Origin of the sequence: Aquabacterium humicola, assembly GCF_030167915.1 — a bacterium.
Classification (GTDB): Bacteria; Pseudomonadota; Gammaproteobacteria; order Burkholderiales; family Burkholderiaceae_C; genus Pseudaquabacterium; species Pseudaquabacterium humicola.
Window position 1 is genome coordinate 1 of sequence record NZ_JARGNB010000014.1, and the last position, 25,783, is coordinate 25,783.

The following is a 25,783-nucleotide window of genomic DNA, read 5'->3' on the forward strand; positions in this document are numbered from 1 at the left end:
CCAGTCGCTTGGCCAGGTCCTCAGTATCGAAAGCCTCTGACATAACGATCCCACGTAAGGTACATGGGTTCGTAGGCTCTCAGTTGCCTTCGCGGGAATCAAGGACGTGGTTGCTCGATCGCTTACCCCTGAACCGCCCGTTGAAGCTCTCGATGTAGCCGTTCTGCATGGGCCTGCCGGGCTCGATCAGCAGATGCTCGATGCCGTGAGCCTGGGTCCATGCGATGAAGGCGCGGCAGGTGAACTCCGGGCCGTTGTCGGTACGCACTGCCTTCGGGTAGCCGCGAAATCGCGCGGCCTGGTCCAGAAGCCGGATCACGTACTGCCCGCTGATGCCAAAGTCCACCGCGATATCGATGGCCTCGTGGGTGAAATCATCGGCCACCGTCAGGCACTTCAGGCGCCGCCCGTTGGCCAGGCTGTCGCTGACGAAGTCCATGCTCCACACCTCGTTGACCCGCGTGGCCACGCTCAGCGGCAGGCGCTCCGACGGCGGCCGGCGCACCTTGCGGCGTTTCTTTACCGCCAGGTTGGCCGCCCGGTACAAGCGGTACACGCGCTTGTGGTTCACCCCAGGAAACCTACGCCTGACCATGTCGTGAACCCGTCTGTAGCCGAATCGCCTTCGCTGGTGAGCGACGGCAACGATCTCGCGCTTCAGCGCCTCTTCCTGCGCGCTCGGTTTCGGTGGATGTCGGTAGCTGTCTCGGCTCAGCCCCACAAGCCGGCACGCTCGGCGCTCCGACAGTCCATGCTCGCGCACCAGACGCCCGATCGCCTCGCGCTTGGCCTGTGGGGCTATCGCTTTACCCCAAGAACGCTCTTCAGCGCGTGCATGTCCAGGTGCGCCTCGGCCAGCAGCTTCTTGAGCCTGGAGTTCTCCTCCTCCAGCTCGCGCAGCCGCCGTGCGTCCGACGCCTCCATGCCCCCGAACTTCGCACGCCACTTGTAGAACGTCGCGTCCGAGAACCCGCCCTTGCGGCAGATCTCCGCCACGGCCATCCCGGCCTCGGCCTGCTTGAGGAACCCGATGATCTGTTCCTCGCTGAACTTGCTCTTCTTCATGTCCGCCATTCTCCTGATCGGCGGACTCCTCTACCTCAGACTGGTACGGCTGGAGGGAAGCAGGTCATCGGCTCCGGTGCAGACGGCGTTCGTGCCGGTGCCGATCGAGGTGGCGATGACACCGACGCCGACGATGTCGGTGCAAGTGCGCCTGCCAAACGGCGTCGTCATCGACCTGCGCGGTTGCGACTCCACGCAGGCTTGCCAGATGATCGAAGCGCTCGGGAGCCTGCGGTGTTCCGTCTCGACGAAGGGTTGAAGGTCTACCTGCACCGAGCGCCGGTGGACTTCCGACTGAGCATCAACGGCCTGGCCGCGCTGGTGGAACAGGCGCTCGGGCTGAACCCGTTCGCTGCGTGCGCGTACGTCTTCAGCAACCGACAACGCAACCGGGTGAAGATCCTCGGCTGGGACCGAAACGGCTTTTGGCTGTTATTGAAGCGCCTCGAGCAGGACCGCTTCATCTGGCCGAGCGAAACTGCCGCGCCGACGCTGACGGTGGAGCAGCTGCACTGGTTGCTCGAGGGCATCGACATCGGCGTTGTCCAGCGGCATCCGAAGCGTCTGTACGATCGCGTTGCCTGACGAGGTCGGCCGAGCCGGTTCAGTGCGGAGAACACGAGTGGTGGGCGGGTCCTCGTCGGGCAAGAATCTGCCCCGATGGTTCGCATGCCCACCGCCGACGAGTTCGCCGCCCTGCAGCAGGCGCTGGCTGAGGCCACGCAGCGCAGCGAGAAGCTGGCCGGCGAACTGCGCGTGGTGCGCACCGAACGCGACCTGCTCCAGGAACAGCTGAACAGGTTCACGCGGCGGCTGTTCGGCGCCAGTAGCGAGGTCGGTGGCACGCACCAGAAGGAGCGCCACGAGCTGCCCGAGGGCGAGCGGGTCTGCCCGCACGACGGCGCCGTGCTGCGCGAGATCGGCGTCGAGACCAGCGAGCAGTACGACATCATCCCGCAGCAGGTGCGCGTCATCCGCCATGAGCGGGTGAAGTACGCATGCCCTTGCTGCGACGGGGGCATGCGCCTGGCGCCCAGGCCCCCGCAGGTCATCCCCAAAGGCCTGTTCACCGAGAACGCGATCGCCTGGGTGATCAGCTCCAAGTACCTGGACGGGCTGCCGCTGTACCGGCAGGCCGCGCTGCTGGGTCGCTTCGGCGGCACCGACGTCTCGCGCAACACCCTGGCCGCCACGGTCGTGCGCAGCGGCCAGGCGACGCAGCCGGTGATCAACCTGCTGCGCGACATGCTGCTTGACTCGCCGATCGTGTATGGCGACGAGACAGAGGTCCAGGTGCTCAAGGAAGCCGGCCGCAGCGCCCAGGCGAAAAGCTACATGTGGGTGCAGATGACCAATGGCTCCGGCAAGGACGGCACCGGACCGCCGATCCGGCTCTTCGCGTATGCGCCGAGCCGCAGCCTGCAGACGGCCAAGAGGTTGTATGCCGGGATGCGCTTGGGCGCGGTGCTGATGAGCGATGGCTACGAACCCTACCGGGCAGCCTGCTCGGCAAGGCGCTGCACTACCTGTCGTCGCAGTGGGCGAAGATCAAGCGCTACGTGGACGACGGCAGCTTGCCGATCGACAACAACGCCTGTGAAAACAGCATCAGGCCATTTGTCGTCGGGCGGCGCAATTGGCTGTTCGCCGACACAGTGGCCGGCGCCAACGCGAGCGCGAACCTGTACTCGTTGCTGCAGACATGCGCGGCCAGAGCCGGCTCCGCCCGCTTGAACACGCAGCGTCCTGAGATAAGTGGATTGGCTGCGGTTTGAACGTTTGAACTTCTTCAATCCCGGGCCCCCGCCAGGCCGCCGGAGGCGCCCCGGTTGAGCCATGTACTCATGGTTCAACCCATCAGGCCGCGACCTGCATCGACGGCAGCGCGTTGAAGTAGACCATGTCCGGCGTGCGTCCGTCATGGCTCTGGTGCGGCCGGCGCGCGTTGTAGAACTCGAAGTACGTGGCCAGGCTTCGCCGCGCCGCGCTGACGCCGTCGTAGGCCTTCAGGTACACGTCCTCGTATTTCACGCTGCGCCACAGTCGCTCGACGAACACGTTGTCGCGCCAGCAGCCCCGGCCGTCCATACTTTGGCGCGCGCCGATGCGGCGGACCTCGGCGACGAACTCGGCACTGCTGAACTGACTGCCCTGATCCGTGTTGACGATATCCGGCGAGCCCCAGCGCGCTGCCGCTTCGCGCAAGGCCTCCACGCAGAAGTCGGCCTCCATCGTGATCGACACCCGGTGCGCCAGCACTCGGCGGCTGTGCCAGTCCAGCACGACGACCAGATACACCCAGCCGCGCGCCATCGGCACGTAGGTTATGTCCAGGGCCCAGACCTGGTTCGCCCGCTCGATGGCCAGCCCTCGCAGCGCGTACGGGAATACCGGATGGGCCGGGTGCTTCTTGCTCGTGTTGGGCTTGCGGTACAGCGCCTGGATGCCCATGCGCCGCATCAGCGTGCCCACATGCCGACGCCCGACATCGAAGCCCTGCAGCCGCAACAGGTCCCGCAGCATGCGACTCCCAGCAAACGGGTGTTCCAGGTGCAGTTCGTCGATGCGCCGCATCAACGCAAACTCCGCTTCGGGTACCGGCTCCGGGAGGTAGTACACCGAGCCTCGGCTGATGCCCAGCAACTCGGCCTGACGCTTGAGCGGCAGATCGTGCTCTCGATCGATCATCGCTTTGCGCTCAGCAATCCGGCCTTGCTGAGCGCGCCTTCCAAAAAATCGTTCTCCAGCGTCAGCTGTCCGATCTTGGCGTGCAGCGCCTTCAGGTCCACCGGCGCTGTCTCAGGCGCTACCGCGCCCCCGAACACGCCGGCGGCACGCTCCATCAACTGCCGGCGCCACTCGGTCACCTGGTTCGGATGCACATCGTGCTTCTGCGCGATCTCGGCGATGGTCTTGCCATCGGCCAGCGCCTCGAGCGCCACCTTGGCCTTGAACGCCGGCGAGTGGTTGCGCCGCGGTCTCCTGCTCATGTCCTTCTGCTCCTTCGTCTCGGGCTCTATCCTCGCCCATCGGAGCAGCCGTTCCACCTTTCGCCGTGTTCAGATTCGCGCGGCCGGCTCTGCCAACGGCATCGATGGCTACCGATACCTCGCAGCGCTTCTGGTCGAGCTGCCCAAGACCAAGACCGCCGACGACCATGAAGCCTTGCTGCCCTGGCGGCTCATGCCTCCTACCGCTAAATAGACACGTCCGCAAGGGACGTGTCTGGAGGAGCGCTTACAGAACAAGAGCCAAAGGCTCAGGTTCTATCGGGGCGACAGGGGCGGGGGGGTTTGTCCATGGCGGCGGTCGGCGCTTGCGACGAACCGACCGACGCGGTGGGCAAGTCGGTCGTCATCTTGCGCGGGGGCTCGCGTGAAGCGGTCAGCGTAGAGGATCGCGATTGACTCATCGCGGCCTTCCAGTCATGCGCTGCGCGCCCCCATTCGGCGGTGATGTTGCACCGCCAGCGAGTGCCGCATGTCGATCATCGAGTCCAGTCAGGCACGGAAGAAGTCGTCGGTTGGCATCGGCGGCGCTCTCCAAACATCTCAGAGATCGTGTGCCATTTGAGCGATTTCCGGGAGTTCCTGCCATCGGCAATCACCGTCCGCAGCCAGCGTTCATACGGGGTAGCGGCCTTTTGCAAGGCCGACTACCGAGCGATGCGAAGCGGCTGTGCTATTCACATAAGAGCTTTCACCGTACGCCAGTCGACCATTGGATAGAGTCGAGTGGATTCGAAAAGGGTAGCAACTTCACTTGGTCGTTCAAGTAATGGGGATTGTGGAATGTTCTGGCTACGTTTGCGTCCCAGGATACTTCCCACAGCGACAAGGCGATCTGGAAGCCATTGCGGGGCGAGACATATGTCGGATCCGAATTCGTGGCCTCGGCGTTCCTGCCGTACCAATAGAGAAGTTCTTTGCTCGGCGCAGTTCGCTCCGCTTGAAGCAGGTGGCTTCTAATTCCGTGATCGACTCCCGGCGTAGATGTAATGAGACCTGGGTCGACAGGCACTCTTCCGCTTTGAATAATTCCCAGGAACTCTGCACTTCCGTAGTCTCTGGCGTCGAGGGAGACAACCGAAAGACCTTTCGCCTTCGCCCGATCCAGGAGAACTCCATCGAACACGGTTGGAGTGATGTAGCCCGCATCGAAGAGCCTTTTCGCGGCAGTCCAGCGGTTGCCCAACTGACCCATTCTGATGCCGGCCGCGGTTGCTAATGTTCCCATGTGGGCGATCATTCCAGAATCGTCGCCAAGAATGCTGTGCAAGTATTGAGCACTTTTCAAGACATCCGGGGGCAGTTGATGAGCGGCCTTTTCGAACGCACGGCTGGCTGCCTCGGCATGCCTGAGGTTGACCAGTTGTCCGGCTCCAAGTTTGGCGGCGAGTTCCATTTGTCCTACCGCCACTTCGATGTTGCGACTGAGATTCCGACTCAAGGCGCTCGGCACATGTATGGTTACCCCGCCTTTCTGAACGATAGGGTCTTGGCCCGCCCCAATGCCAAAGCTCACCAACTGGTTCGTGCGAAGCGCCACAGGCGCGCCCTCGATCTCAGGCTCGACAGGCGCGATTTCGTTCGGGCTCATCCGTCGAAGCAGCGGAGAGGCCTGTTGCTTCGCCTCCCAAGTGTCCTGGTTCAGCTTCCGGGCGTGCTCGAGCGAAGGCTCAAAGGCCTGTCTTATCCTGCTCGGCTCAGCGTCGTACCACGCGTCAATGTCGTCGCGTCGCACCAACGCTCTCTTGAGTAGAGCGGGAGTCACGTCTAGCGCATCCGCAAGAATTCGAACTCTCGCGCTTGATGGTGGTTCGTGGGCGACCGTGGCCGGTGCATCTACCACCGTGCGCAGGACGGAAGTTTCACTGATCGGGGAGGCGCCGACCGTCACCCCGAGACTAGGCCCGGAGATCAGTGAACCAGCCCGGCGCACATATGCCCCGGGCACTGCCGATTGGTCGATCCGTCCTAACTCACGACCACCGCCTGTCCTCAGTATGGAAAGCCCTGTATCGCCGAGGGTCCAAACTCCAACAGTGCCGCGGGTGCCATCTATCGGCACGACAATTCCATTTACTACTTCAACATTGTAGAAGTGGCCGCCACCGAGTTCGTTGCCAGCGTGGACGATTCCGCGAGCTCCATCGCCCCAAGTCTGCGCAATTGCGCTTACCTCGGCCGGGCCACTCAAGCCATGCAGCCAGGAAGCACCACCATTGCTTTCAGCGAAGACAGATTCATAGACACGAAACTGCGAGGGATGATCGCCGCCGTGTTTTGCAACGAAAGGAGGTGCACCCAGGCCATCGCGGTTGCTAAGCGCCACCGCCTCGCCATATCCGTGTCCCGCGCGTGCTGCATCAACAGCAATGACGTTTGCAGTGCAGTTGTTCGTTATCGGCAGCTCCGCCCTTGGGTGGCTCTCAGGATAGTAGGGTAGAACGGCCACGGCGTCTGCGCGCATCCGTTCGAGAAGCGCTGGCGGGACTCGCTCCAACCCGTCTGCTGGCACGTAACGCGAATCTTTCGCACTTACTCCAACCCTGGCCAAAGGCTCGCCGCTGAGGCTGACACTTCGTTTGGGGGGCTGACCCTCCATGTGCGCCATCGCAATCTCGCGCAACGAATACGCGAAGAGAAGATTGTGCATTCCCCATGATGCATGATTCGCGGGTAAAAGATCATACTCAGCCGGCTGGTGCGTCGATGGACCGAGGCCTCCCGGATCCGGCACGAGGTCCATGATCACCTTGTCGTTCCGGCCTACCGTCAGGGCTGCATCCAGGCCCTTGAATGACACGGTGGCCGTTGTTCCAGTTGAGGGGTCCACTGCGTTCGATGGTTTGACAGCAATGCCCTGCGCATCGACAACCGCAATGCCGTGGTTGAGGACGAGATTCTCCAATGCGTAGGCGAACGGAATGACGCCCGCGTCGATCTGCGGAAACTTGGTGCTCAACACGTCTCGATGTTCGCGAATCAGTCCTGCAAGCTCTTCGGGGCCTTTCATCACCGCCGCTGCGACCTCCATCGTTGCCTGAAGAGCTATGTCTTCCTCGCCGATCCCTGTCTTGGGAATGGCCTTCTCTTGGATCAGCGCGACCACGAGGTCCTTCAGCTTGACGACTCCGCCGTGGCCCATTTCCATCTTGTATCCGGCTCTAAGCCCGTCCGCCGAGACGTGAACGCTGGTGGGTTCTATCCACGGCACGTCATGCGCGGCGAGGCGCCTGGCTTCTGTCACTTCCGCCAGTGGCCCGAGCGGCGATCGATCGTCGAGGTTGAATACCAGGAATTCATCTCCAATAACGCCGCCCGACTTGAACTTCCCGACGCGAACGTCGGTCGGCGCCAGATTGTCCAGATCATGCTTGATCGGTGAGCCGAGCGCTTCCCTGGCGCGGGCCGCGATGATCTGGTCAAGGCCCGAGTCGGGATCGAGCATGCGTTCACCCACGCGAATCACCTTGGCGGTTGCCAGCTCCGACTCGTTGTGGACCAGCACGCCTTCTCTGCCGACGAAGTAGTTGTGCAGCCCATCGACCTCAAAGTTGAAGACATCGGTCTTGCGCCCTGTGTCAATCACCTCGATGACCCGCAGTTCACCTTCACCAGTGATCCGCCGCAGCAGCTCTCCCGCCCTCAACTGGTGCGCTGGGGTCCACCCCTTCCCTTTGACCCAGAACGGATGCTCCGTCGTCGCCTCGATCGCCTGCACGGCGCCCGAATCGACCCCGCACACCACTTTCAGTACCGGGCGATCTTGCCGCCTGAACAGCTGTACGACGCGCCGCTTGACGGTCTTGCCGGCGACGTCGTCCCATGACCAGACCATGTCGCCAACCTGGATCTGCTCGATAGGCTTGACGCGCTGGCCAGGCTGTTCCGCCGGCATGGTGATCTGTCGCGCGCGTTTGCCGTCGATCAACGGCCGTCGAGCCTTCTCGACCGCATTTGACGCCGGCGCGTGCGCCTGTCCTGTAGGTGACGTGATGCGGCGCGGCGCGCTTCGAGTTTCGTCGGCGAGGCCTGTGTCGCTGCCCGCTCGAATGGCCATGACGATGGCGCTAGCCTTATCGATGCTGGTTCCAGCGGACGGAAAGCCGCCTCTTCGCAGTGCACCCATGGTGGTCACCCCTGTTATCAATGTGAAGAACGTCACACAGAAGATGTCCGAAGGTTTGAAACAGGCGTAAAGGGCAGACATGAAAGAATCGGACGGGGCGTGAATGCTGCGCATGCCCGGCATCGTCCCATCCGGTCTTTGGGCCCAACTTGGCGCTCTGATGCCTTCGCCGGCGGCTGCGATGGCCCCTGCGGCCGAAATATTCGTTTCGGTAACAGAACAATTGCCACCAAAGCAAGGCAGACAGATTTTCCCGCCACGGCAACAAGCGCTCGGCTGGTTGTTTGGGCACTGAACGACCGGCGGCGATCGCCGACAACTAGAAGAGCTGCCCTCGTGCGCTTCGGACTGAACCGGGCCGCGGGAACTTGTAGCCCAGTCGATTGCATGAAGTGGCTTATCAGATCCTTTTCCTTCCCCCATCGCATGCGCTGGCCGAGCATGTCCTCGGCTACGTCGTTCGCCGCCGACAGATCAGCGATGAAGTTGTGGCCGCTGCTGTAGTGCCGACGATCATCTATCCGGCGAACATGTACGCGGCACTGACCATCGTGCATCGCGGGCATCTGGGCGATCCGACGGGCGAAGTCATCACTGGGGCCATCATTTCTGGAGCGATGACCCAGCCGGCCTCGCGAGCCCTGGTCGACTGGCCGGAGACGACCAACGTGTTGTTCAAGCCCGGCCGGATCGCAGAAGTCGTCCAAGTCCCTGCTGACGAGCTCACGGACCGCTGGGTTCCTGTCGACGCCGTACTCACGCGCGCCGACTCCCTGGAGCTTTGCGAGCGAATGGCCGAGCAGCCCTCCCTGGCGCGACAGATCGCCGTGCTCAACCAGTTGCTCGAACGGCGGCTGCTATGCGCGCCACGACCGCGAGGTTCGGTCGCCACGTTGGTGGAGCACTTGATGCACTTGCTGCCGATGATGTCGGTGCATGAGCTCGCGCAGCGAGCCGGCCTAAGCGAAAGGCAGCTGAACCGGCGTGTCATCGACGCGCTGGGCATGTCGCCCAAGCTCGTATTGCGGCTGGCGCGGCTGCAGCTGGCGCTACGACAGCTTCGCGCGTTGGCAAGGGCAGGCAGGCCGCCCAGCCGTGAAAGGTTCGGGCCGCTGGCATTGCGCGCCGGCTTCGCCGATACGTCGCACATGGCGCGCGAATTCAGATCGTTTACCGGACACCCGCCGGAGGTCCTGCGAGAGCGTCTGCGGGTGCCAAGTCCGAACGAGTGGGCATACGACCTGCCGGAGGACTGGCTGGGCGACCGCTGAGCAGTCGGATGTCGCGGTGTCCATGGCCATACGCCTTCATAGAGGCGTGCGAATCGGAGGCCGGCCCGTCAGGTCGGGTCGGACAGGCGGACTACGTGCGGTGCGGCGCGATCGTCAATGCAGGCTTTGGGTGCTGCGTGTGCCGATATAGTGGCGCAACTGCTGCACCAGCGGGAGCAGTCCGTGTCGGCCCGGCGCCCTTTCCAGCAGGTTCTTGACGAGCTGTGCAGCCTCCTGTTGGCGCCCCGCCATCCCCCACAGAACAGCCTGGGCGAAATCGGCGCTGAATCCGGCAGGATCGAGCTTGCGGGCCACTTTGATCTCGTGCTCGGCCTCGGCAGCGTTGCCCTGAAGCGCACGGACGGACGCCAGGCCGCCGTGTGATTCGCCGAACGTGCGATTCACGAGCAAGGCTTCGTTGAACACCTTCTCGGCCCCGGCGACATCCTTCGTCATCAGCATCACCCAGCCGAGTGCGACGCGATTGCCGAGGTTGCCGGGGTCCAGCCGCTGCACGCGCTCGAAGGCTTCTCTCGCCTGCTCGTGTTCCTGGGCGTACAGGTGCAGCAGGCCGATTCCCTGCCAGGCGAGCGCATCGTCCGGGCGACGCTGCAGTGACGCGTTGAAGTGGGCGCGGGCGCGCTCGACCTCCTGCCGTTCGACTGCTGCAAACCCGGCTATCGCATGGGCCTCGCCGTCATTCGGCGCGGCGGAGAGGACGGAATCGGCAATGCGGCCGGCGGTTTGCGCGTCGCCGTCGTCGAAGTGCAACCGAGCCAGGCAGCCGCGGCTGCCTTGTGCATCGACCTCGGTCTTGGCCGACTGCACCCACTGATGGGCGACCTCGATCGCCTCGTTCATGCGGCCCAGATGCCGAAGCGCTTCGATCCAGCGGCGGAAGTTGGCCGCGTGCACCAGTCCGCGGCCGGAGGCGTCGGCGAAGCAATGACGGGCTTCATCCCAGCGCTGCTGCATGGCCAGGCTCAACCCGAGGTTGTGGAGCAGGGCCGGGTCGGGCGTCGCGTGGTCGATCAGCGGGCGCAGCACGGCCTCGGCCTCTTCAAAACGATGCTGCGAGAGAAGCACCGAGGCCTTGCGGCCGAGCGCCACAGCGTGGTCCGGCTCATCGTTTAGCACCTGATCCAGACAGCGCATCGCGTCGCCGAAGCGACCGGCCTGGTGGTACAGATCGCCGAGATCCACGCGCAGGAACGCATTGTCTGGCTCCAGAGCCAACCAACGCTCACGGCGCTGGATCGCCTGGCTGAGATCGGGTTCGACGGACATCGGGGCGCTCCTTGAGTCGCGGCTGCAAGGCCACTTCCCCGAGGTCATCCGGCGTTTCGTCGTGGAGTTCAGCCCCGAGTTGGGTGGCTCCGTTGATGCTCTTGAAACGCGGCCATTCAGCGTTGTTGCTGGCGCATCAGGTCAAGACCACCATGTCGGCGATTGGGCATTCTGAATCGATTTGGCGACCCCAGGAGTCTGAAGTATGACCCGCAATCTGATGAACGCGTCGCGCCGCTGCCTGTTGATTCTGGCGGCATCGGCTTGGCTTTCCCCGACAATCGCAAACGCACAGGCCGAGCTGCCCGGGATTCCGGGGAAGTACTTCATAAAGTCGGCGGCGGCGGGGCGCTACCTGGAGGTCGTCAATGCCGACCCGACCGCCGGCAGCACGACTCAGCTCTGGGACAGGGTGCTTCCGCGTCCGAACCAGATCTGGGAGATCGTGCCGGCCGCCACGCCGGGCTACGTATACATCAAGTCCGAGTTGGGGCGCTATCTGGACGTGCGCTGGGGCAGCGGCGCGAACGGCACGCTGACGCACCTGTGGGACTTCAACGGAGGCGATGCACAGCGATGGAGGCTCGAGCCTCTGCAGGATGGCGGCTACCGCATCCGCTCGCATCTGGGAACGTATCTGACGCCCAAGTCCGGCGGCAGTACGAACGGAACGCCGGTCTGGATGTGGAGTGCCACGTCCGCTGCTGCGCAGCGCTGGCTGCTGGAAAGCGCCGGAGCAGGCACTGCGCTGTCCGGCTTCGCCGACCTGCACACCCATCCGATGTCCCATCTGGCCTTTGGTGGCAAACTGATCCACGGCGCGCCGGACGTCGGCACGCTGATGCCGGCCATCCCATCGGGCAATGGCTGTCGCCACTACGAACGTCCGACGACGATCGGTGAGGCCTTACCCAGCGACCGCGCGACGCATGGCGGTTGGGGCTTTGACAACACCTGTGGCGACGATCTGCGCAAGGCGATCGTCCGGACGCTCGAGAGCGAGCTCGGCGCGCAGAGCAAGCACCACGAAGAGGGCGCCCGTGGCTATCCGTTCTTCGCCGGCTGGCCATCGTCGAAGGACGTAACGCACCAAGTAATGTGGATCGACTGGCTTCGTCGCGCTCAGCAGGGGGGCTTGCGCGTGATGGTGGCGTTGGCAGTGAACAACGCGACGCTTGCGCATGCGGTCATGGGCCCCGGCGACATCAACGCAGACGACGTGTCGTCGGCCGACGTGCAGATCGACGAGATGAAGGCCATGGTGGCGCGACACACGGACTTTATGGAGATCGCGCGCTCGCCCGCCGAGTTGCGGACTATCGTCTCCAAGGGCAAGCTAGCCATCGTGCTCGGGACCGAGACTGACAACATCGGCAACTTCCACACCAATTCTGTGGTGAACGCCGACTCCGCCTCCGCGATCTCGATGGCGCCGGTCAAGGCTGAACTGCAGCGACTCTGGGACAAGGGCGTTCGCTACGTGTTCCCGGTGCACCTGATCGACAACAAGTTCGGCGGCACGGCCATCTACGAGCCGCTATTCAACCTATCGAATGTTCACCAGAACGGACGCTTCTGGGAGATCGGCTGTGCGCCGGAGGGCAGCGGGATCGGCTACAAGTTCGTCGTCGATGGCTTCGATGCCGCACTGGCCGCGGCCAAGGCCGTCAAGCTCGGCATGGATCCGTTCCAGTCTCCGCCGCAACCGCCGGCCTGCGCAGGCCATGCGAACAAGCGTGGTCTGACGGCGCTGGGCAACGCGACGCTGCGCGAGATGATGCGCATGGGCCTTCTGATCGACATCGATCACATGTCGGACCGGACGGCCAACGAGGCCCTCGACCTGGCTGCGTCGGTGGACTACCCGGTCAATTCCGGCCACAACCATCAGCGCGGGAGTTCCGGGACCGAGCGCGATCTCAGCGACGCGCAGTACGTCAAGATCGCCAGGCTCGGCGGCATGATCGGCCTTGGCCATGGCGGCAAGGCCTCGAACTTCGTCGCGAGTTTCCGCAGGCTGCGCCAGGTCGTCGGTGCCAATGCCGGAATCGGATTGGGAACCGATGCCAACGGACTGTGGCCGCTGCCGGGGCCCGATGCCAATGCCGCCGTCGACGGAGGCCTGACCGTGACCGGGGTTGCCGCGTGGGACATTAACGTTCATGGTGTAGCGCATTACGGACTGTTGCCCGACTATGTGCGGAGCTGGACGTCAGCCGGCATGACGGGAGCGGAACGGAACCAGTTCATGCACTCCGCCGAGCGGTTCGCGCAGATGTGGGAGCGCGCCGAGCGCAACCGCTTGAACGTGAAGTGACGCAGCGGCGACGCCACCGGGCTTACTGCCTGGACGTGCCCGGTGCGACGCATAGCCATGCCCGACGAGGGTTGACGCTCCACGCAACCATGGCGCGCCGTTGAAGGGCGCGCCAGGTTGTTGGTCAACCGCACGATTGCCGCCGCCATCTTTGGCGGCGGTGTTGCGTCTGCCTGTGCAGATCCGCAGTTGGCTTCCCTCCTGCCTTTGGCGCCGGCGTGGCTCGGGTGAATCCCTCGGGCCGGAGCAAATGAAACACGGCTGCCCGGTGAGAACAACTGACCTGAAACCACGGCCCCCTAGAGTCGTCTTCAACCGAACGACGGAGACGATCGCATGACCCAGCCGATCGAAGCGACGACGATGACACTTGTGTCGCTGGCACTGGACGCCGCGGCGATGCGCCAGCAGGTTGGCGCCCACAACATCGCCGTCGCGAACACCGGTGCCCCGCTCGGCCGCGTCGAGTTCGAAGACCGGCTGACCGCCATTCGTAGCCAGCTGCAGTCGGGCACGACCCCGAACCTCGAGCAGCTGCGCGCGATGCGGCCGCAGGTCATCTGGGACGGCGGCTCCGCGAAGGGGGTGGCCGGGCTGGACCAGGAGGCTGCGCGGTTGTCGCAGAACGCCCTGCATTACCAGGCGCTCGTGCGCTCGCTGGGGCACTACTTGGATCTGCGCTCGAGCGCGATCAACGACGGGAAGCGTTGAACATGGACTACCGCGAGGCTTTCGCTATCAGCGCCACGGGCATGAACTTCGAGAAACAGCGCCTGGATGCAGCCGCCGCGAACCTGGCGAACATGCATGCGACGACCGGCCCCGACGGGGCGCGCTATCGCCCGCTGCGCGTCGTCGCCGCGACGCCGTCCACGTCGTTCGCCGCAGCTTTCGGCCAGCAGTCGCCAGGCGTTGCCGCGCTGGGCGTGCACGGCGTGCGACTGGAGCTCGTGGACAGCCCGCCGCGCATGGTGCATGACCCGGGGCATCCGCATGCCGACGCGAACGGCATGGTGGCCTTCCCGGGTGTCGACCATGTCAGCGAGATGGTGACGCTCAACTCGGCCCTGCGCAGCTACCAGGCCAACGTGGTGGCGATGAACGCCGCCAAGGCGATGGCGCTGAAGGCCCTCGAAATCGGGAGCGGTAAGTGAACGGAATCGAACCCGTCGCCTTCCTGCCGGCACTGCAGATGCCGACGTTGGCCGCCCCCCAGGCACCGTGGGATGGCGGCGAGGTCGTCGCGGGCACCGCGGCCGTACCGACGAACGATGGCTTCGGTCGCCTGTTCGGCGAGCAGCTCGGCGCGCTCAACGCGAAGCTGGTCGAAGCGGATCGCAGCCTGCAGGACCTGGCCTCCGGCGAACCGGTGAACCTTCACCAGGTGATGATGACGCTGGAAGATGCCAAGCTCTCGCTGCAATTGGTGCTGCAGGTCCGCAATCGCCTGGTCGATGCGTATTCCGAGCTGCTGCGGATGCAGGTCTAGTAGGAGTCGGCAGTGAACAAGGTTGGCGAATTCTGGGCCGCGCTGGGCCGTCCTGCCCGCGTCGGATTCGTGGTCGGTTGCATCGCGATCGCGGCAACGGCCGTCACCGGTGTCTACTGGGTGACGCGCACTTCGTACGGAGTGCTGTTCAGCGGGCTGTCGAACCGCGATTCCGCGGCGATCGTCGCGGCGCTGGAAAAGGACAAGATCGGCTACCGGCTCGACGGCGACGGCAGCACGATCCTCGTGCCCGACGAGCAAGTGCACAAGGTCAGGCTGAAGCTGGCCGGCGCCGAGCTGCCGCTGCAGGGTGGCGTCGGTTTCGAGCTCTTCAACAACAACGAGGTCGGCATGACCGACTTCGCGCAGAAGGTCAACTACCAGCGCGCGCTGCAAGGCGAGCTGACGCGCACGATCGGCGCGCTGGACGAGGTGCAGGCCACCCGCGTGCATCTGGCGCTGCCGGAGCAGGGGCTGTTCCGGCGAGCGGGGGCCGCCGCACGGGCCAAGGCGTCGGTGACCCTGACCTTGAAGCCGGGGCGCCATCTCTCGCGCGAGCAGACCCGAGGCATCCAGCGGCTGGTCGCGGCGTCGGTGCCCGACGTAAGGCCCGAAGACGTCACCGTGCTCGATCAGCGCGGTCTGGCGCTGACGTCCGAAGGGGGTGGCACAGAGGGCGCACCGACTGGCGCAAGCGGATTCGACGGCAAGCGCGAGGTCGAGGAATACCTGGGCCGCAAGCTGCGCGACGTGCTGGACGAGACCTTCGGCGCCGGGCTGAGCATCGCCCGCATCGACGTCGTGCTCAACCAGGACCAGACCCGCGTGACGACCGAGAGCGTGCTGCCGGCCAATTCCTCGCAGGGCCACCCGGCGGGCGTGGTCGTGCGGCAGATGGAAACCGGCACGCCGCGCGATCCGTCGGGTGCGCTGTCGCCCGAACCGCCGAGCGGCGGGCGGACCCGCGACGTGCACTACCAGGTCGGGCGCCGCGTCGAGCAGATCGTCTCGGTTCCGGGTGGCATCAGTCGCATCAACGTGGCCGTGGTCGTCAAGCGCCCGCTGGACCAGCGACAGACGGAGCGGCTGAAAGAGATCGTGGCGGCGTCGGTCGGCTTCAATCGGATGCGCGGCGACACGATGGCGATCCACTCGATCGACCAGATTCTCGGCGCTGGTGAATCGGGGGCGCAGACCGGCGCCTCGTCATCGGGCGACGCGCACGCGGTCGATGCCCAGGACGACGCGCTGCTGCTGCCGAAGCTCCGGCCGCCCGCGAAGCCAGCGGGTCAGGACTTCGACGCCACGATGCGGACCGCCGGCACGGCAACCGTGGTACTGCTGATCGCCGTGATGCTGGCGTTCGCGTGGATGCTTCGCAAGCGGAGCAAGCAGCCGCCGCCGTCCCCGGCCGTCGGCAACCGCGAAGCGCTGCTGCGCGACGTCCAGGGATGGTTGCGCGAGCGCGCCGACGGCGCTGCGAAGAGGACGTGATGAACGACCAACACCGCGCCGCCCTGGCCCTGCATGCCGCGAGCGCCGACGATCGGGCCTGGGTGTTGACTCAGCTCGCCGCCGGCCAGCGAGAGCCGCTTCAGGCATTGCTGGACGAGCTCGAATCGCTCGGCATTCCTCGTGAGACCTTGCAGGGCGCACCTGCCGCGGCACCCGCCGCCGCGGCGGACGGGCACGAAGCGGCCGCGGCGCAGACTCCGATCGAGCGCCTGCGCCGTGCCAGCGCGGCGTCGATGCATGCGGTGCTGGGCGGCGAGCCTGCCGGCCTGACTGCGGCCGTGCTGTCCCTGGGACCCTTCGCGTGGCGCGACGAATGCCTTGCGTTGCTTCCGTTGCAGCTGCGCACGGCCATCGAGGCCCATGCCCGCCCATCCGCAGCGCTGGCAGATGCCGCATTGCGGGCGGTCGCGCCCCGGCTCGCCGAGGTGGAGCAACAGCGACCCGTCCCCGTGGCGCCGGAGCAGACGCCGTCTCGGGGGCGCGACCCGCGCATGCTCATCGCGCGCTGGAGCCGTCTGTGGCGCTGATCCTTCGTGTCCCTTCCTCCGCCACGGGCAAGACGCTGGTCCCGACCCGGCCGCTGGCCGAAGCCGGCGTCGACGCCATGGAGCCGCAGGTCGGTGCGGACGTCGCGGAAGCGACCGATCCGATCGACGAAGCACTGCAACGGGCCATCGAGCGCGGGCATGCGGAAGGTGTCGAGCAAGGACGCCGGGCAGGCTTCGAACGCGGCATCGAAGAGGGCCGTGCGGAAGGCCTGAAGCGCGGTGGCACCGAAGGTCGCGAAGCCCTGCAGGCAGCGGCCGAACGGCTGTGCGACCTGGCCGATGAACTCGCCCGTGCTCGCGCCGCAGCACTGCAGCAGGCGGAGGACGACATCGTCTGCATCGCCTTCGAAGCGCTGTGCAAGCTGGTGGGCGACCACCTCGTGACGGCCGAAGGCGTCGCGGCCCACGTGCGCAACGTGATCGAGCGCGTGGCCGAGCCGCGCGGCATCCGCGTGCGTGTGAATCCGCAGGACCTTGCGCTGCTGAACGATCATCCGCAGGCGCATCGACCCGGTGAATCGCTAGAGTGGTGCGCCGACGCGTCGCTCGCCTGCGGCGGCTGCGTGGTGGAGTCCGCCGCCGGCGAGTTCCGTGCCCGGCTGGACGAGCAGCTGCGCCAGGTGCTCGGGCTGTTGCAGGACGCGCGGACCCGTTCCGCGGCCGAAGCCGATGCCACGGCGCGTCTCACTGCGAAGTCGCTGCCGACGCAAGCGCCAAGGCTGTCGACCGCACCGGTGCCGGCCGCCGAAGTGCGCGTGGAACCCACGGCAGGGCCGACGCCGCAGAAGCCACCGGTGTCCGAGTCTGCGGCCGGCAAGCCTGCGCCCAAGGTCTTCAGCATGAAGTGGGGCGTCGCGTGATGCAGCCTTACCTCGATTCGATCGCCAATGCGGACCTGGTGAGCCGCATCGGCTACGTGCGCCAGCTGGCCGGGCTCAGCATCGAGTCGCATGGTCCCGAGTCGATCGTCGGTGAGGTTTGCGAGCTGCGACCGCGCCGGGGCCGGGCCCTGCGGGCCGAGGTGGTGGGGTTTCGCGACGGCCGCGTCACACTGATGCCCTACGGCCACGTGCACGGGATCGGACCGGGCTGCGAAGTGGTGGCGACGGGGCACCTGCCCGAAGTCGGAGTCGGCGAGGCGCTGCTCGGGCGTGTGATCGACGCCTTCGGCGAACCGCTGGATGGCGGGCTGCGTCCCGCGACGCGGGCCCTGCAGCCCCTGAAGGCCGCACCGCTGAATCCGATGGCCAGGCCGCCCATCCGCGAAGCGATGGAATGCGGGGTCCGCGCCATCGACACCATGCTGACCCTGGGCCGCGGCCAGCGCGTGGGCATCTTTGCCGGCAGCGGCGTCGGCAAGAGCACGCTGCTCGGCATGGTGTCGCGCCACTCCACCGCCGATGTCAACGTCATCGCGCTCATCGGCGAGCGCGGGCGCGAGGTGCGCGAGTTCATCGACAGGCATCTGGGCGCCACCGGGCTCGCACGCTCGGTGGTCGTCGTGGCGACCTCGGACCAGCCGGCGCTAGCGCGCGCGCGCGCCGCCTATGCGGCCACCGCCATCGCGGAATGGTTCCGCGACCAGGGCCGGCACGTGCTGCTGACGATGGACTCGGTGACGCGCTTCGCGATGGCAAAGCGGGAGATCGGCCTGACCGCCGGCGAACCACCGACATCGCGGGGCTACACGCCGTCGGTCTTCGCCGAGCTGCCTGAGCTGTGCGAGCGTTGCGGCACGGCGGAGAGCGGCGCCATCACGGCGCTGTTCACGGTGCTGGTCGAGGGCGACGACTTCAACGAGCCGATCTCCGATCTGCTGCGGGCCACGCTGGACGGGCACATCGTGCTCACGCGCCAGTTGGCCCAGCAGGGCCACTACCCGGCCATCGACGTCCTGCAGAGCGCAAGCCGTCTGTTCAGCGAGCTGGTCCCCAAGCCGCGGCGCGAGCTGGTCTACCAGGCGTTCGAGGCAATGTCGCTGTACCAGCGCAACCAGCAAATGATCGACATCGGTGCCTACCGTGCGGGCAGCAATCCCGAGATCGATGCCGCGATCCGGTTGGCACCGGGCGTCAGCCGATTCCTGCGGCAGCACGAAGACGAACGCATCGGCGGTGGCCAGGCCATGGCGGCGCTCGAAGCGCTGGTCGTGAAAGAAAGGAGCTGATCGAAATGTCCGCGAAACGTGGATTCAGGTACGCGCTGGAACCCCTGCGGGTCAAGGGCGAGTGGGAGCTTGCCGAGATGCAGGTTCGCTTGGCCGATTGCAATCGCGCCCTTGATGAAGTGCAGGTCGTTGTCGAACGCCTAACGGATGAAGTACGCAGCCAGTTCGATGCGTCGCGGACCGTCTCGGCGCCGAGCGACGCCATGGCGGCCGAAGTGCAGTCGATGCGGCGGGCCTACCTCGGGCTGCTGTCGCGCCGGCTCGAGTCGGCCGAGCGGGACAGGGGGCGCATCGAGGACCGGCAGCGCGAGATCGCCGAGCGGACCACCCGCATGCAGCGCTTCAACGATGGCATCGAGCGGCACCGCGACGAGCAATGGCAGGAGCACCTGAAGGGACTCGACGTGCAGGCCGGCAAGGAGGCGGACGACGCCTGGCTTCGCGGCCGCCATCGCGCGCGTTCGAATGCCAGGAGCAACGCATGAAGATCGACGCCGACTTCGACGGTTCCGCGAACGAGCGCATGCAACGACAGGCCCGCGACAGGCACAACTCGACCAACGCGTGGCTCAGACAGATGGAAATGGCGATGCTGACGCAACCGGTTCGTCCGCACGGTGCAGACGCCGGCACACCGGCGCCGAGCGAGGACCGGCGTCCTGCGCTCATGCACGCCACGCCTGCCGGTCGGTCCGCCCCGCAGGTCGACGCAAGTGACGCCGCCGCGCGTGGTCAAGGCGGTCGCGAGGATGCATTGGCGGGTCCCGATCGTGCAGTTGCCGGGCGGGACGTGCCCGCCGCCCGTGCGGGAACTGGCGGGGCGAACGACGACGGCGCTGCGACGTTCCATCGGGCCGGCCATGCAGCGGACCCCGAGCAAAGGGTGCGGTCGAGCGCGTCGAGCGGCGAGGTCCCCGACTCCTCGGAGAACGCGCCGGGCAAGGTCGCGCCGCGATCCGCGCCCATCGCGTCGTTCGAATCGGTCGCGTCGATCGGCGAGGGCCGGGCAGCATCGGCGGACGCGCCCGACGAGGTGGTGCATCAGTCCGCGCCGATCGCGGCGCGTCACGGCCATCGCCCCGACCCGCAGACGCGCGACATGACGCTGACGGCCGAGGCTCGGGCCGCGATGCGGGCCGAGGGTCAGGCGGACGCCGCCGTCGCGCCGCGCGCCGTGCAAGAACTTCGCGCGGCTTTGCGTGCGGCCGGCATGCCCGCGGCACGGATGCCTGCAGCCGCGGCGAGCGACGCGGCGGAACGCTCCGCAGCGGTGTCGTCGAGGACGACGCAAGCGGATGCGGAACCGTTGCCGGAGCGGACGCTGCACGTGACCCGCGATGTCGACGGCGTGCACGTCACGATCCGCGACGGCAGCCTTTCCGGCACCGCGCATGCCGCCGTCGTCAGCCGCCTGCTCTCCGAATTCAGGAGCGCAGGCCTAAACCTTCGCTCCGCCACCATCAATGGCGCCACGGCCTATGCCGCGTGGGCGGACGAAAGCATCGAACTGACGTCGGACTCGTTCCAAGAGTCCGCCGACCGCGTTTCCAGCACCGCGCCATTCGATCGGCGCCCAGCCCACGAAAGGACTCGCCATGGCCAATGAAGTGACCACGGTGCAATCGACCAGCAGCCTGCAGATGCAGGACTTCCTGAAGCTGCTGCTCACCCAGATGACGATCCAGGACCCGCTGTCGCCGCAGAACCCGCAGGACTTCATGGTGCAGATCGCGCAGTTCACCAACCTGCAGCAGACGCAGCAGATCAGTCAGAACACGTCCCAGATGCTGACGACGGATCTGTCGACGCAGTCGATCACGCTGCTCGGCCGCAAAGTGGGCGTGATCGTCGGCAACTCGACCACACCCGTTAGCGGCACGGTGACCGGCATTCGGTTCGATCGAGGGCAGTCGCTGATGTCCATCGCGCCGACGAGTCCCGGCACCGCTCCGCTCGTCGACATTCCGCTGTCGCAGATCGCCAACATCCAGTAGCCGGGAAACGCCATGAACGACATCCTGAACCTCTGCTCGTCGGCGCTGGTCGCGTCGACGACTGCGCTCAAGAACACCAGCAGCAACCTGGCTAACATGAACACTGCCGGGTACCGTGGCACGCGCATGTCATTTTCCAGCCTGTTCGACTCCGGCACGGGCTCGCACGCGAGAACCGCGAATGGCGGTGTCATGGCGACAGTGGCGTCGCTGAACACCAAGCCCGGCGGCTATAGCTCGACCGGCAACAGCAACGATCTCGCCGTGCTCGGTGCTGGATTCTTCGTGCTGAAGGACGCCAAGGGCGAACTCGTCTACACCCGCGCCGGTTCGTTCGAATGGAAGGACAACAAGCTGGTTGCGGGTGATGGCAGCGCCGTGCAGGCGCTGGAGAACGGCGTGCTGAAGGACATCACCGTCGGATCGCTTCTTACGGATCCCGGTGTGGCGACGACCAAAGTCACCTTCGACAAGACCGGCAGCAACACGCTTTGGACGGGCCAGACCAGCGACAAGTACTCGGTCGGCGTGACGATCTTCGACAGCGCAGGCGGCAAGCATCCGCTGACACTCACCTTCACGAAGGTGACGGCTCCGACGGGACAACCCACCAGCAATGCCTGGAAGGTGACCGTGTTGGAGAACGACAAGGACATCGGCTCGCCGAATCCGCCCTTCGAGCTGAAGTTCCTGAGCGGCGGCCTGTTGATCGACGGGGCCTCCGAGATGAGCTTCAGCTACAAGCCCGAAGGTCAGGACGCCATGAACGTGAAGGTGGACTTCACGGGACTGAAGTCCTTGTCCTCTGCGATCTCATCGAGTCTCTCGCCATCGGCTGACGGACAGGCTACCGGAAACCTGCAGCTCGACAACCTTGTCTTCGGCAAGGACGGCAAGCTGCAGCTGAAGTACACGAACGGCGAATCGGCCGATGGACCGATGCTGGCGCTGGCGCGGACTGAACGTCCCTCGGACTGGATACAGACCGGCTCCAGCCGATTCGAGGTCGCCGTCGGGGGCAGCGTCCGCTACGGTACGGCCGGCGAGGAGTTCGGCGAGATCGCCGCGGGACAGCTCGAGGGCTCCAACGTCGACGTCTCGCAGGAATTCTCGGACCTCATCGTCGCGCAGCGCATGTACCAGTCGGCTAGCCAGGTCATCCAGGCCACGAGCACGCTCAACGACGCGCTCCTTCGTGCCGCCGGAGGCCGCTGATGGCCACCGTCACCCCCGACGCGTACGCCGTCCGGCCCTTGTCTGCGGAAAGGGTCGAGACGATCCGCAGGCACGCGACCGCTGCATGGCGCGCGTGGTGCGAGCAGTGGGGCGCAGACGAGCAAGCAGGCAGCGTCTCCTGCCGGCCGGCAACCCGCGAGGACAAGGGCGCGGCCTGGGCGGACGGCGCGGCAGACGCCGCCCTGGCCGGTGTTCGCATCCAGAGGCACAACGACCTATACGCATCGGTGGCGAGCAGCCTGTTCGGTCCGCTGCCGGATGCCCACGACGCTGCGCCGGCGGCACGTCAAGTGGCGTACGAAGCGGCCACCGCCCTGTCGCGGGATTTGTCGCGAGCGCTCGCTGAGCTGGCGGGCGCTCCCGGCACGATCCCTTCCCCGCAGGCATTCGAGCGCCATGCGGGAACGGCGATCGTCGAGCTGCGCATCGCCGAGCACGGCGGCTCGCTGAAAGCACTGGTTCCGGCAGCGTCAATGCCCGCGCCGAAACCGTCGCGCGAGCGCCCGCTGACGCCGTTGACGCAGGCCCTGGACACGCAGCGTGTGCGCATGTCGCTGACCGTCGGCGAAATCGCGATGACGCTCGGCGAGATCGCGCAGGTCGGACCCGGCGACGTCCTGCCGCTTTCGACCCGCATCGACCGACCCCTGGCGTTGCAGCTCGATGACGGCAGCGCACCTCTTTCGGCGTTCGTCGGCATGCGTGGAAGGCAGCTGGCTGTGCGCCTCGTCTCGACCGGCGAACACCTCGCCTGACCTTGAAGGAATCACCATGATCGATGAACGTGCCCTCGCGCCCGCAGCCATGTTGCCCACCGCGATCGAATACTCGGAAATGGACGATGACCGCGCCGATGGGCGCTCGTTGCTGGGCGGCAATCTCGGCGTCGTGAAGAACATTAGCGTCAAACTGCAGGTGAAGGCCGGCGAGACGACGTTGAGCGTCGGCGAGCTGCTGGCGTTGCGCGAAGGGCAGGTGCTGAAGCTCGACGGGCAGGTGAACGCGCCGCTGCAGATCCTGCTTGAGGGCGAGGTGGTGGCCAGTGGCGAGCTGATGGCCATGGGCGAGCACTTCGCCGTGCGCATCATCGACACCGTGCGCCGCGGCTGATCGCCGCACGTGCCGGAGCTCCGTATGCGTGTCCCCGTCCGCCTGATCGCATGGCTGCTCGCCGGCGCGCCCGCGCTCGCGGTCGCAGCGGACAGGGCTTCGGTGCAGTTGCCCGGTGTCTCGGTGCAAATCGGCGGCGTGGGCGGAAGCGAGCAGGTCTCCTCGACCTTGCTGGTGGCGCTGGCGCTCACGGTGTTGAGTCTGGCGCCGAGCATCCTGGTTTGCATGACGTCCTTCGTGCGCATCAGCATCGTGCTGTCCATGTTGCGCCATGCGCTCGGTCTGCAAGACACGCCGCCCAACACCGTGCTGGTCAGCCTGTCGCTGTTCCTGACCGCCTTCACGATGATGCCGGTCTTCGAGCGGGTCCATGTCGAAGCGGTGCAGCCGATGATGAGCGGCCGGATGAGCATCGAAAAGGGCATAGCTGCCGGTCTCCAGCCCATGCGCGAATTCATGCTGAGGCAAACCCGTCCCGAGGAGCTGGCCACCATGGCCGAGTTGTCCAGGAAGGAGCCGCCGGCCGACGCTGCCGAGACGCCGATCATGCAGCTGATCCCGGCCTTCATGCTTTCCGAGCTGCGCATCGCTTTCCAGATTGCGTTCGCGGTGTTCCTGCCATTCCTGCTGATAGACATGCTGGTGGCGACGCTGTTGATGGCGCTCGGCATGATGATGGTGCCGCCAGCGACGCTGGCGCTGCCAATGAAGATCCTGCTTTTCGTGCTGATCGACGGCTGGAGCCTGCTGGTGCGCTCGCTGCTGGGCACGATCCGCTAGGGCGCCGACGTGGAGTCCACTGTGGAGGCGATCGTTGCCGGTTCGCCGGGCGCGAAGGAGCGCGAAGCGGACCTGTGGTTCCGCTGGCGGCACGAAGGGGACGGCACGGCGCGCGACAAGCTGGTGCACCACTACCTCGAATACGCCCGCATCATTGCCGCGAAGCTCTATCGCACCCGTTACAACGATGAATGCGAGTTCGCGGACTACCTCCAATTCGCCACGATCGGAATGCTCGAAGCCATGGAAACCTTCGATCCTGACCGCGAAGTGACCTTCCGGACCTTCTCGTCGCGGCGCATCCACGGCAGCGTGCTGGACGGCATCCATGCGAGCAGCGAAACGCATCGGCAGATCTCAGCGCGCAAGATGCTGCTCGCCGAGCGCACGGACTCGCTGGCGTCCGACAACGCCGATCGCGATGCCGCTGTCGCTGCCGCCGGTGCCGGCGACACGTTCCTCGGTCTGGTGGAGGTCGCGATCGGTCTGGCGCTGGGCTACATGCTGGAGGGCTCGGCGATGTACCATCCAGCCGATGACACCGCGGCCATCGATAGCGGGTACGAACGAATCGAGTTCAGGCAGCTCCAGGAGAAGGTGACCGCGCTGGTCAGGTCGCTGCCTCCGCGGGAATCGACGGTGATCCATGCGCACTACTTCAATCAGGTGGCCTTCCAGGACATCGCGCGTGCGCTCGGCGTCAGCAAGGTCCGCATCTGCCAGCTGCATCGTCAGGCGCTCGAGCGGCTGTATCGGAAGATGGTCGAGCTTCGGCTGACGGATCTCGCGGCCTGACCGTCATGACCCGTGTCGACAATCCTTCGCTCGCGTTGGCTGCCCTGCAGGCCGAACTGACGCTGCGGCTGCAGCGAGCCCGGCGTACGCAGTCGGCCAAGGCCCCTCGTCCAGCGGCCCGGCATTCGTCTAACGTGCCGCGCGGCGAGCGCGATGCCATGCAGCGCGTGCAGGTCCAACTCGGCCAGCTGGCGGCGGGCGATCCCGATGCGCCCCGTAAGGCCTTTCGTCTGTTTCTCGAGTCCGTCTTCATCGAACAGTTCGGCGAGGCCGTCGTGCTGGATCCCGCATTTTTCGCGATGGTCGACGAGGTGCAGCGGCAGATGGAAGGCCATGCCGAATTGCGGCGCCGAATGGAGGCGTTGGCCCGTTCCATCCTCAAACCGGGCCCCGCGCCCTGACAGGGAGCTCCATGCCATGGTCAGCGATGCAGCACTTCAGCTCTTCTCCGCCTTGCTCTGGAACACCGTGCTGATCTGCGCGCCGGTGCTCGGCCTGACCTTGCTGGTCGGCGTCGGCGTCAGCATCTTCCAGGCGGTCACGCAGATTCAGGACATGTCGCTCAGCTTCCTGCCGAAGCTCGTCGCCGCCTTCATCGGGCTGGTTGCTTTCGGACCGTGGATGCTGCGTCGGCTGGTGAGCTATGCCACCCAGGTGATCAGCAGCCTGCCTGGACAGTTCTGAGTTTCGAGCACCTCCTGCCTCAACGTCCCGGCAATCTCGACCAGCTGCGGCGTGAGTGATACCCCATCCCTAACCGAGGAACCCACGGTGATACATGGAAGCTGTGTTTGCGGTGCCGTGCAGCTCGACATCCAGGAGCCGCTCGAGCACTCCCCGGAAGCACTGCCACTGTTCTCAGTGCAGAAAGCACACAGGGACCCACTGGAGCGGCATCAACGTACGCCGGAGTGCGCTTCACGTACGAAGCGCGGAGTCAGTCCGGTGGTACCAATCGTCCGCGGTGGTTCAGCGAGGCTTTTGCTCGACCTGTGGTTCGACCGTGTTCTGGAATTCGACCATCGAGCGCACATGAAGCACGCCTTTGTCGGCGACAAGGGAGGCTACTATGAAA

General features: G+C 65.6%; 26 protein-coding genes and 2 pseudogenes. 24 read left to right on the plus strand and 4 right to left on the minus strand.

From position 1 onward, the window contains the following. Positions 1–106: 106 nt before the first annotated feature. A pseudogene (locus P1K89_RS31835) lies at positions 107–1,065 on the minus strand (IS3 family transposase); the annotation flags it as partial. Here P1K89_RS31835 and P1K89_RS31840 point away from each other — a divergent pair. The 3 genes and pseudogenes from P1K89_RS31840 to P1K89_RS31850 form a co-directional block, all read left to right on the plus strand. Further along, entirely contained in the window at positions 1,064–1,324 is a 261-nt protein-coding gene (locus tag P1K89_RS31840) for a hypothetical protein (protein WP_284620577.1), read from the plus strand. The pseudogene P1K89_RS31835 and the gene P1K89_RS31840 overlap by 2 nt on opposite strands. Beyond that, entirely contained in the window at positions 1,300–1,650 is a 351-nt protein-coding gene (gene tnpB / locus P1K89_RS31845) for an IS66 family insertion sequence element accessory protein TnpB (RefSeq protein WP_284620578.1), read from the plus strand. The genes P1K89_RS31840 and tnpB overlap by 25 nt, the downstream gene beginning before the upstream one ends. 75 nt (positions 1,651–1,725) lie before the next feature. Further along, positions 1,726–2,777: pseudogene (locus tag P1K89_RS31850) on the plus strand (IS66 family transposase); the annotation flags it as partial. Positions 2,778–2,922: 145 nt separating this feature from the next. On the opposite strand, the gene P1K89_RS31855 reads toward P1K89_RS31850, so the two are convergent. After that, positions 2,923–4,055 (minus strand): IS3 family transposase gene (locus P1K89_RS31855; RefSeq protein WP_439898063.1). Its coding sequence is split into 2 segments (ribosomal slippage): positions 2,923–3,803 and positions 3,803–4,055, totalling 1,134 coding nucleotides; the frame shifts between segments, so codons are not numbered across the junction. Here P1K89_RS31855 and P1K89_RS33410 point away from each other — a divergent pair. Beyond that, positions 4,054–4,269 (plus strand): transposase domain-containing protein, encoded by a 216-nt coding sequence (locus tag P1K89_RS33410; protein WP_439898064.1) that lies wholly within the window; start codon positions 4,054–4,056, stop codon positions 4,267–4,269. The genes P1K89_RS31855 and P1K89_RS33410 overlap by 2 nt on opposite strands. Before the next feature lie 495 nt (positions 4,270–4,764). On the opposite strand, the gene P1K89_RS31865 is transcribed toward P1K89_RS33410, so the two are convergent. Next, positions 4,765–8,313, minus strand: coding sequence for a polymorphic toxin-type HINT domain-containing protein (locus tag P1K89_RS31865; protein WP_284620580.1), 3,549 nt, complete (start codon positions 8,311–8,313; stop codon positions 4,765–4,767). Between the two features lie 278 nt (positions 8,314–8,591). Between P1K89_RS31865 and P1K89_RS31870 the strand changes: the two genes are divergently transcribed. Next, on the plus strand, positions 8,592–9,470 hold the full coding sequence (locus P1K89_RS31870) for an AraC family transcriptional regulator (RefSeq protein WP_284620581.1): 879 nt from the start codon (positions 8,592–8,594) through the stop codon (positions 9,468–9,470). A gap of 114 nt (positions 9,471–9,584) precedes the next feature. Here P1K89_RS31870 and P1K89_RS31875 read toward each other — a convergent pair whose 3' ends face one another. Beyond that, positions 9,585–10,757, minus strand: coding sequence for a tetratricopeptide repeat protein (locus tag P1K89_RS31875; protein WP_284620582.1), 1,173 nt, complete (start codon positions 10,755–10,757; stop codon positions 9,585–9,587). 205 nt (positions 10,758–10,962) lie between these two features. Between P1K89_RS31875 and P1K89_RS31880 the strand changes: the two genes are divergently transcribed. The 19 genes from P1K89_RS31880 (at position 10,963) to P1K89_RS33330 (ending at position 25,744) form a co-directional block, all read left to right on the plus strand. Continuing rightward, entirely contained in the window at positions 10,963–13,074 is a 2,112-nt protein-coding gene (locus P1K89_RS31880) for an RICIN domain-containing protein (RefSeq protein WP_284620583.1), read from the plus strand. A gap of 336 nt (positions 13,075–13,410) precedes the next feature. After that, the gene (locus tag P1K89_RS31885; RefSeq protein ID WP_284620584.1) at positions 13,411–13,785 is read left to right on the plus strand and encodes a flagellar basal body rod protein FlgB; all 375 of its coding nucleotides are present in this window, start codon (positions 13,411–13,413) and stop codon (positions 13,783–13,785) included. 2 nt (positions 13,786–13,787) lie between these two features. Continuing rightward, positions 13,788–14,228, plus strand: a complete 441-nt coding sequence (gene flgC, locus P1K89_RS31890; protein WP_284620585.1) for a flagellar basal body rod protein FlgC — start codon at positions 13,788–13,790, stop codon at positions 14,226–14,228. Beyond that, positions 14,225–14,563, plus strand: coding sequence for a flagellar hook-basal body complex protein FliE (gene fliE / locus P1K89_RS31895; RefSeq protein WP_284620586.1), 339 nt, complete (start codon positions 14,225–14,227; stop codon positions 14,561–14,563). Before flgC ends, fliE begins: the two co-directional genes overlap by 4 nt. Positions 14,564–14,575: 12 nt before the next feature. Beyond that, complete coding sequence (gene fliF / locus P1K89_RS31900; RefSeq protein ID WP_284620587.1) at positions 14,576–16,057, plus strand: flagellar basal-body MS-ring/collar protein FliF; 1,482 nt, start codon at positions 14,576–14,578, stop codon at positions 16,055–16,057. Beyond that, the gene (locus tag P1K89_RS31905) at positions 16,057–16,605 is read left to right on the plus strand and encodes a hypothetical protein (RefSeq protein WP_284620588.1); all 549 of its coding nucleotides are present in this window, start codon (positions 16,057–16,059) and stop codon (positions 16,603–16,605) included. The genes fliF and P1K89_RS31905 overlap by 1 nt, the downstream gene beginning before the upstream one ends. Further along, positions 16,596–17,486 carry a FliH/SctL family protein gene (locus P1K89_RS31910; protein WP_284620589.1) on the plus strand — a complete coding sequence of 297 codons (891 nt, stop codon included), beginning with the start codon at positions 16,596–16,598 and terminating at the stop codon, positions 17,484–17,486. Before P1K89_RS31905 ends, P1K89_RS31910 begins: the two co-directional genes overlap by 10 nt. Beyond that, entirely contained in the window at positions 17,486–18,793 is a 1,308-nt protein-coding gene (locus P1K89_RS31915; RefSeq protein ID WP_284620590.1) for a FliI/YscN family ATPase, read from the plus strand. Before P1K89_RS31910 ends, P1K89_RS31915 begins: the two co-directional genes overlap by 1 nt. Positions 18,794–18,798: 5 nt before the next feature. Further along, on the plus strand, positions 18,799–19,278 hold the full coding sequence (locus P1K89_RS31920; RefSeq protein WP_284620591.1) for a hypothetical protein: 480 nt from the start codon (positions 18,799–18,801) through the stop codon (positions 19,276–19,278). Continuing rightward, positions 19,275–20,399 carry a hypothetical protein gene (locus P1K89_RS31925; RefSeq protein ID WP_284620592.1) on the plus strand — a complete coding sequence of 375 codons (1,125 nt, stop codon included), beginning with the start codon at positions 19,275–19,277 and terminating at the stop codon, positions 20,397–20,399. Before P1K89_RS31920 ends, P1K89_RS31925 begins: the two co-directional genes overlap by 4 nt. After that, positions 20,389–20,787, plus strand: coding sequence for a flagellar hook capping FlgD N-terminal domain-containing protein (locus tag P1K89_RS31930; protein WP_284620593.1), 399 nt, complete (start codon positions 20,389–20,391; stop codon positions 20,785–20,787). The genes P1K89_RS31925 and P1K89_RS31930 overlap by 11 nt, the downstream gene beginning before the upstream one ends. 12 nt (positions 20,788–20,799) lie before the next feature. After that, complete coding sequence (locus tag P1K89_RS31935; RefSeq protein WP_284620594.1) at positions 20,800–22,002, plus strand: flagellar hook-basal body complex protein; 1,203 nt, start codon at positions 20,800–20,802, stop codon at positions 22,000–22,002. Next, the gene (locus tag P1K89_RS31940) at positions 22,002–22,778 is read left to right on the plus strand and encodes a FliM/FliN family flagellar motor switch protein (RefSeq protein ID WP_284620595.1); all 777 of its coding nucleotides are present in this window, start codon (positions 22,002–22,004) and stop codon (positions 22,776–22,778) included. The genes P1K89_RS31935 and P1K89_RS31940 overlap by 1 nt, the downstream gene beginning before the upstream one ends. Positions 22,779–22,794: 16 nt before the next feature. Then, the gene (locus tag P1K89_RS31945) at positions 22,795–23,133 is read left to right on the plus strand and encodes a FliM/FliN family flagellar motor switch protein (protein WP_284620596.1); all 339 of its coding nucleotides are present in this window, start codon (positions 22,795–22,797) and stop codon (positions 23,131–23,133) included. A gap of 24 nt (positions 23,134–23,157) precedes the next feature. Continuing rightward, positions 23,158–23,913 carry a flagellar type III secretion system pore protein FliP gene (gene fliP / locus P1K89_RS31950; protein ID WP_284620597.1) on the plus strand — a complete coding sequence of 252 codons (756 nt, stop codon included), beginning with the start codon at positions 23,158–23,160 and terminating at the stop codon, positions 23,911–23,913. Between the two features lie 9 nt (positions 23,914–23,922). Beyond that, the gene (locus P1K89_RS31955; RefSeq protein WP_284620598.1) at positions 23,923–24,708 is read left to right on the plus strand and encodes a sigma-70 family RNA polymerase sigma factor; all 786 of its coding nucleotides are present in this window, start codon (positions 23,923–23,925) and stop codon (positions 24,706–24,708) included. 5 nt (positions 24,709–24,713) lie between these two features. Beyond that, positions 24,714–25,109 (plus strand): hypothetical protein, encoded by a 396-nt coding sequence (locus P1K89_RS31960; protein WP_284620599.1) that lies wholly within the window; start codon positions 24,714–24,716, stop codon positions 25,107–25,109. Between the two features lie 16 nt (positions 25,110–25,125). Beyond that, complete coding sequence (fliQ, locus tag P1K89_RS31965) at positions 25,126–25,392, plus strand: flagellar biosynthesis protein FliQ (protein ID WP_284620601.1); 267 nt, start codon at positions 25,126–25,128, stop codon at positions 25,390–25,392. A 94-nt stretch (positions 25,393–25,486) separates the two neighbouring features. Next, positions 25,487–25,744: a GFA family protein gene (locus tag P1K89_RS33330; protein ID WP_350082555.1), complete on the plus strand. Its 258-nt coding sequence runs from the start codon at positions 25,487–25,489 to the stop codon at positions 25,742–25,744. Positions 25,745–25,783 lie beyond the last annotated feature (39 nt).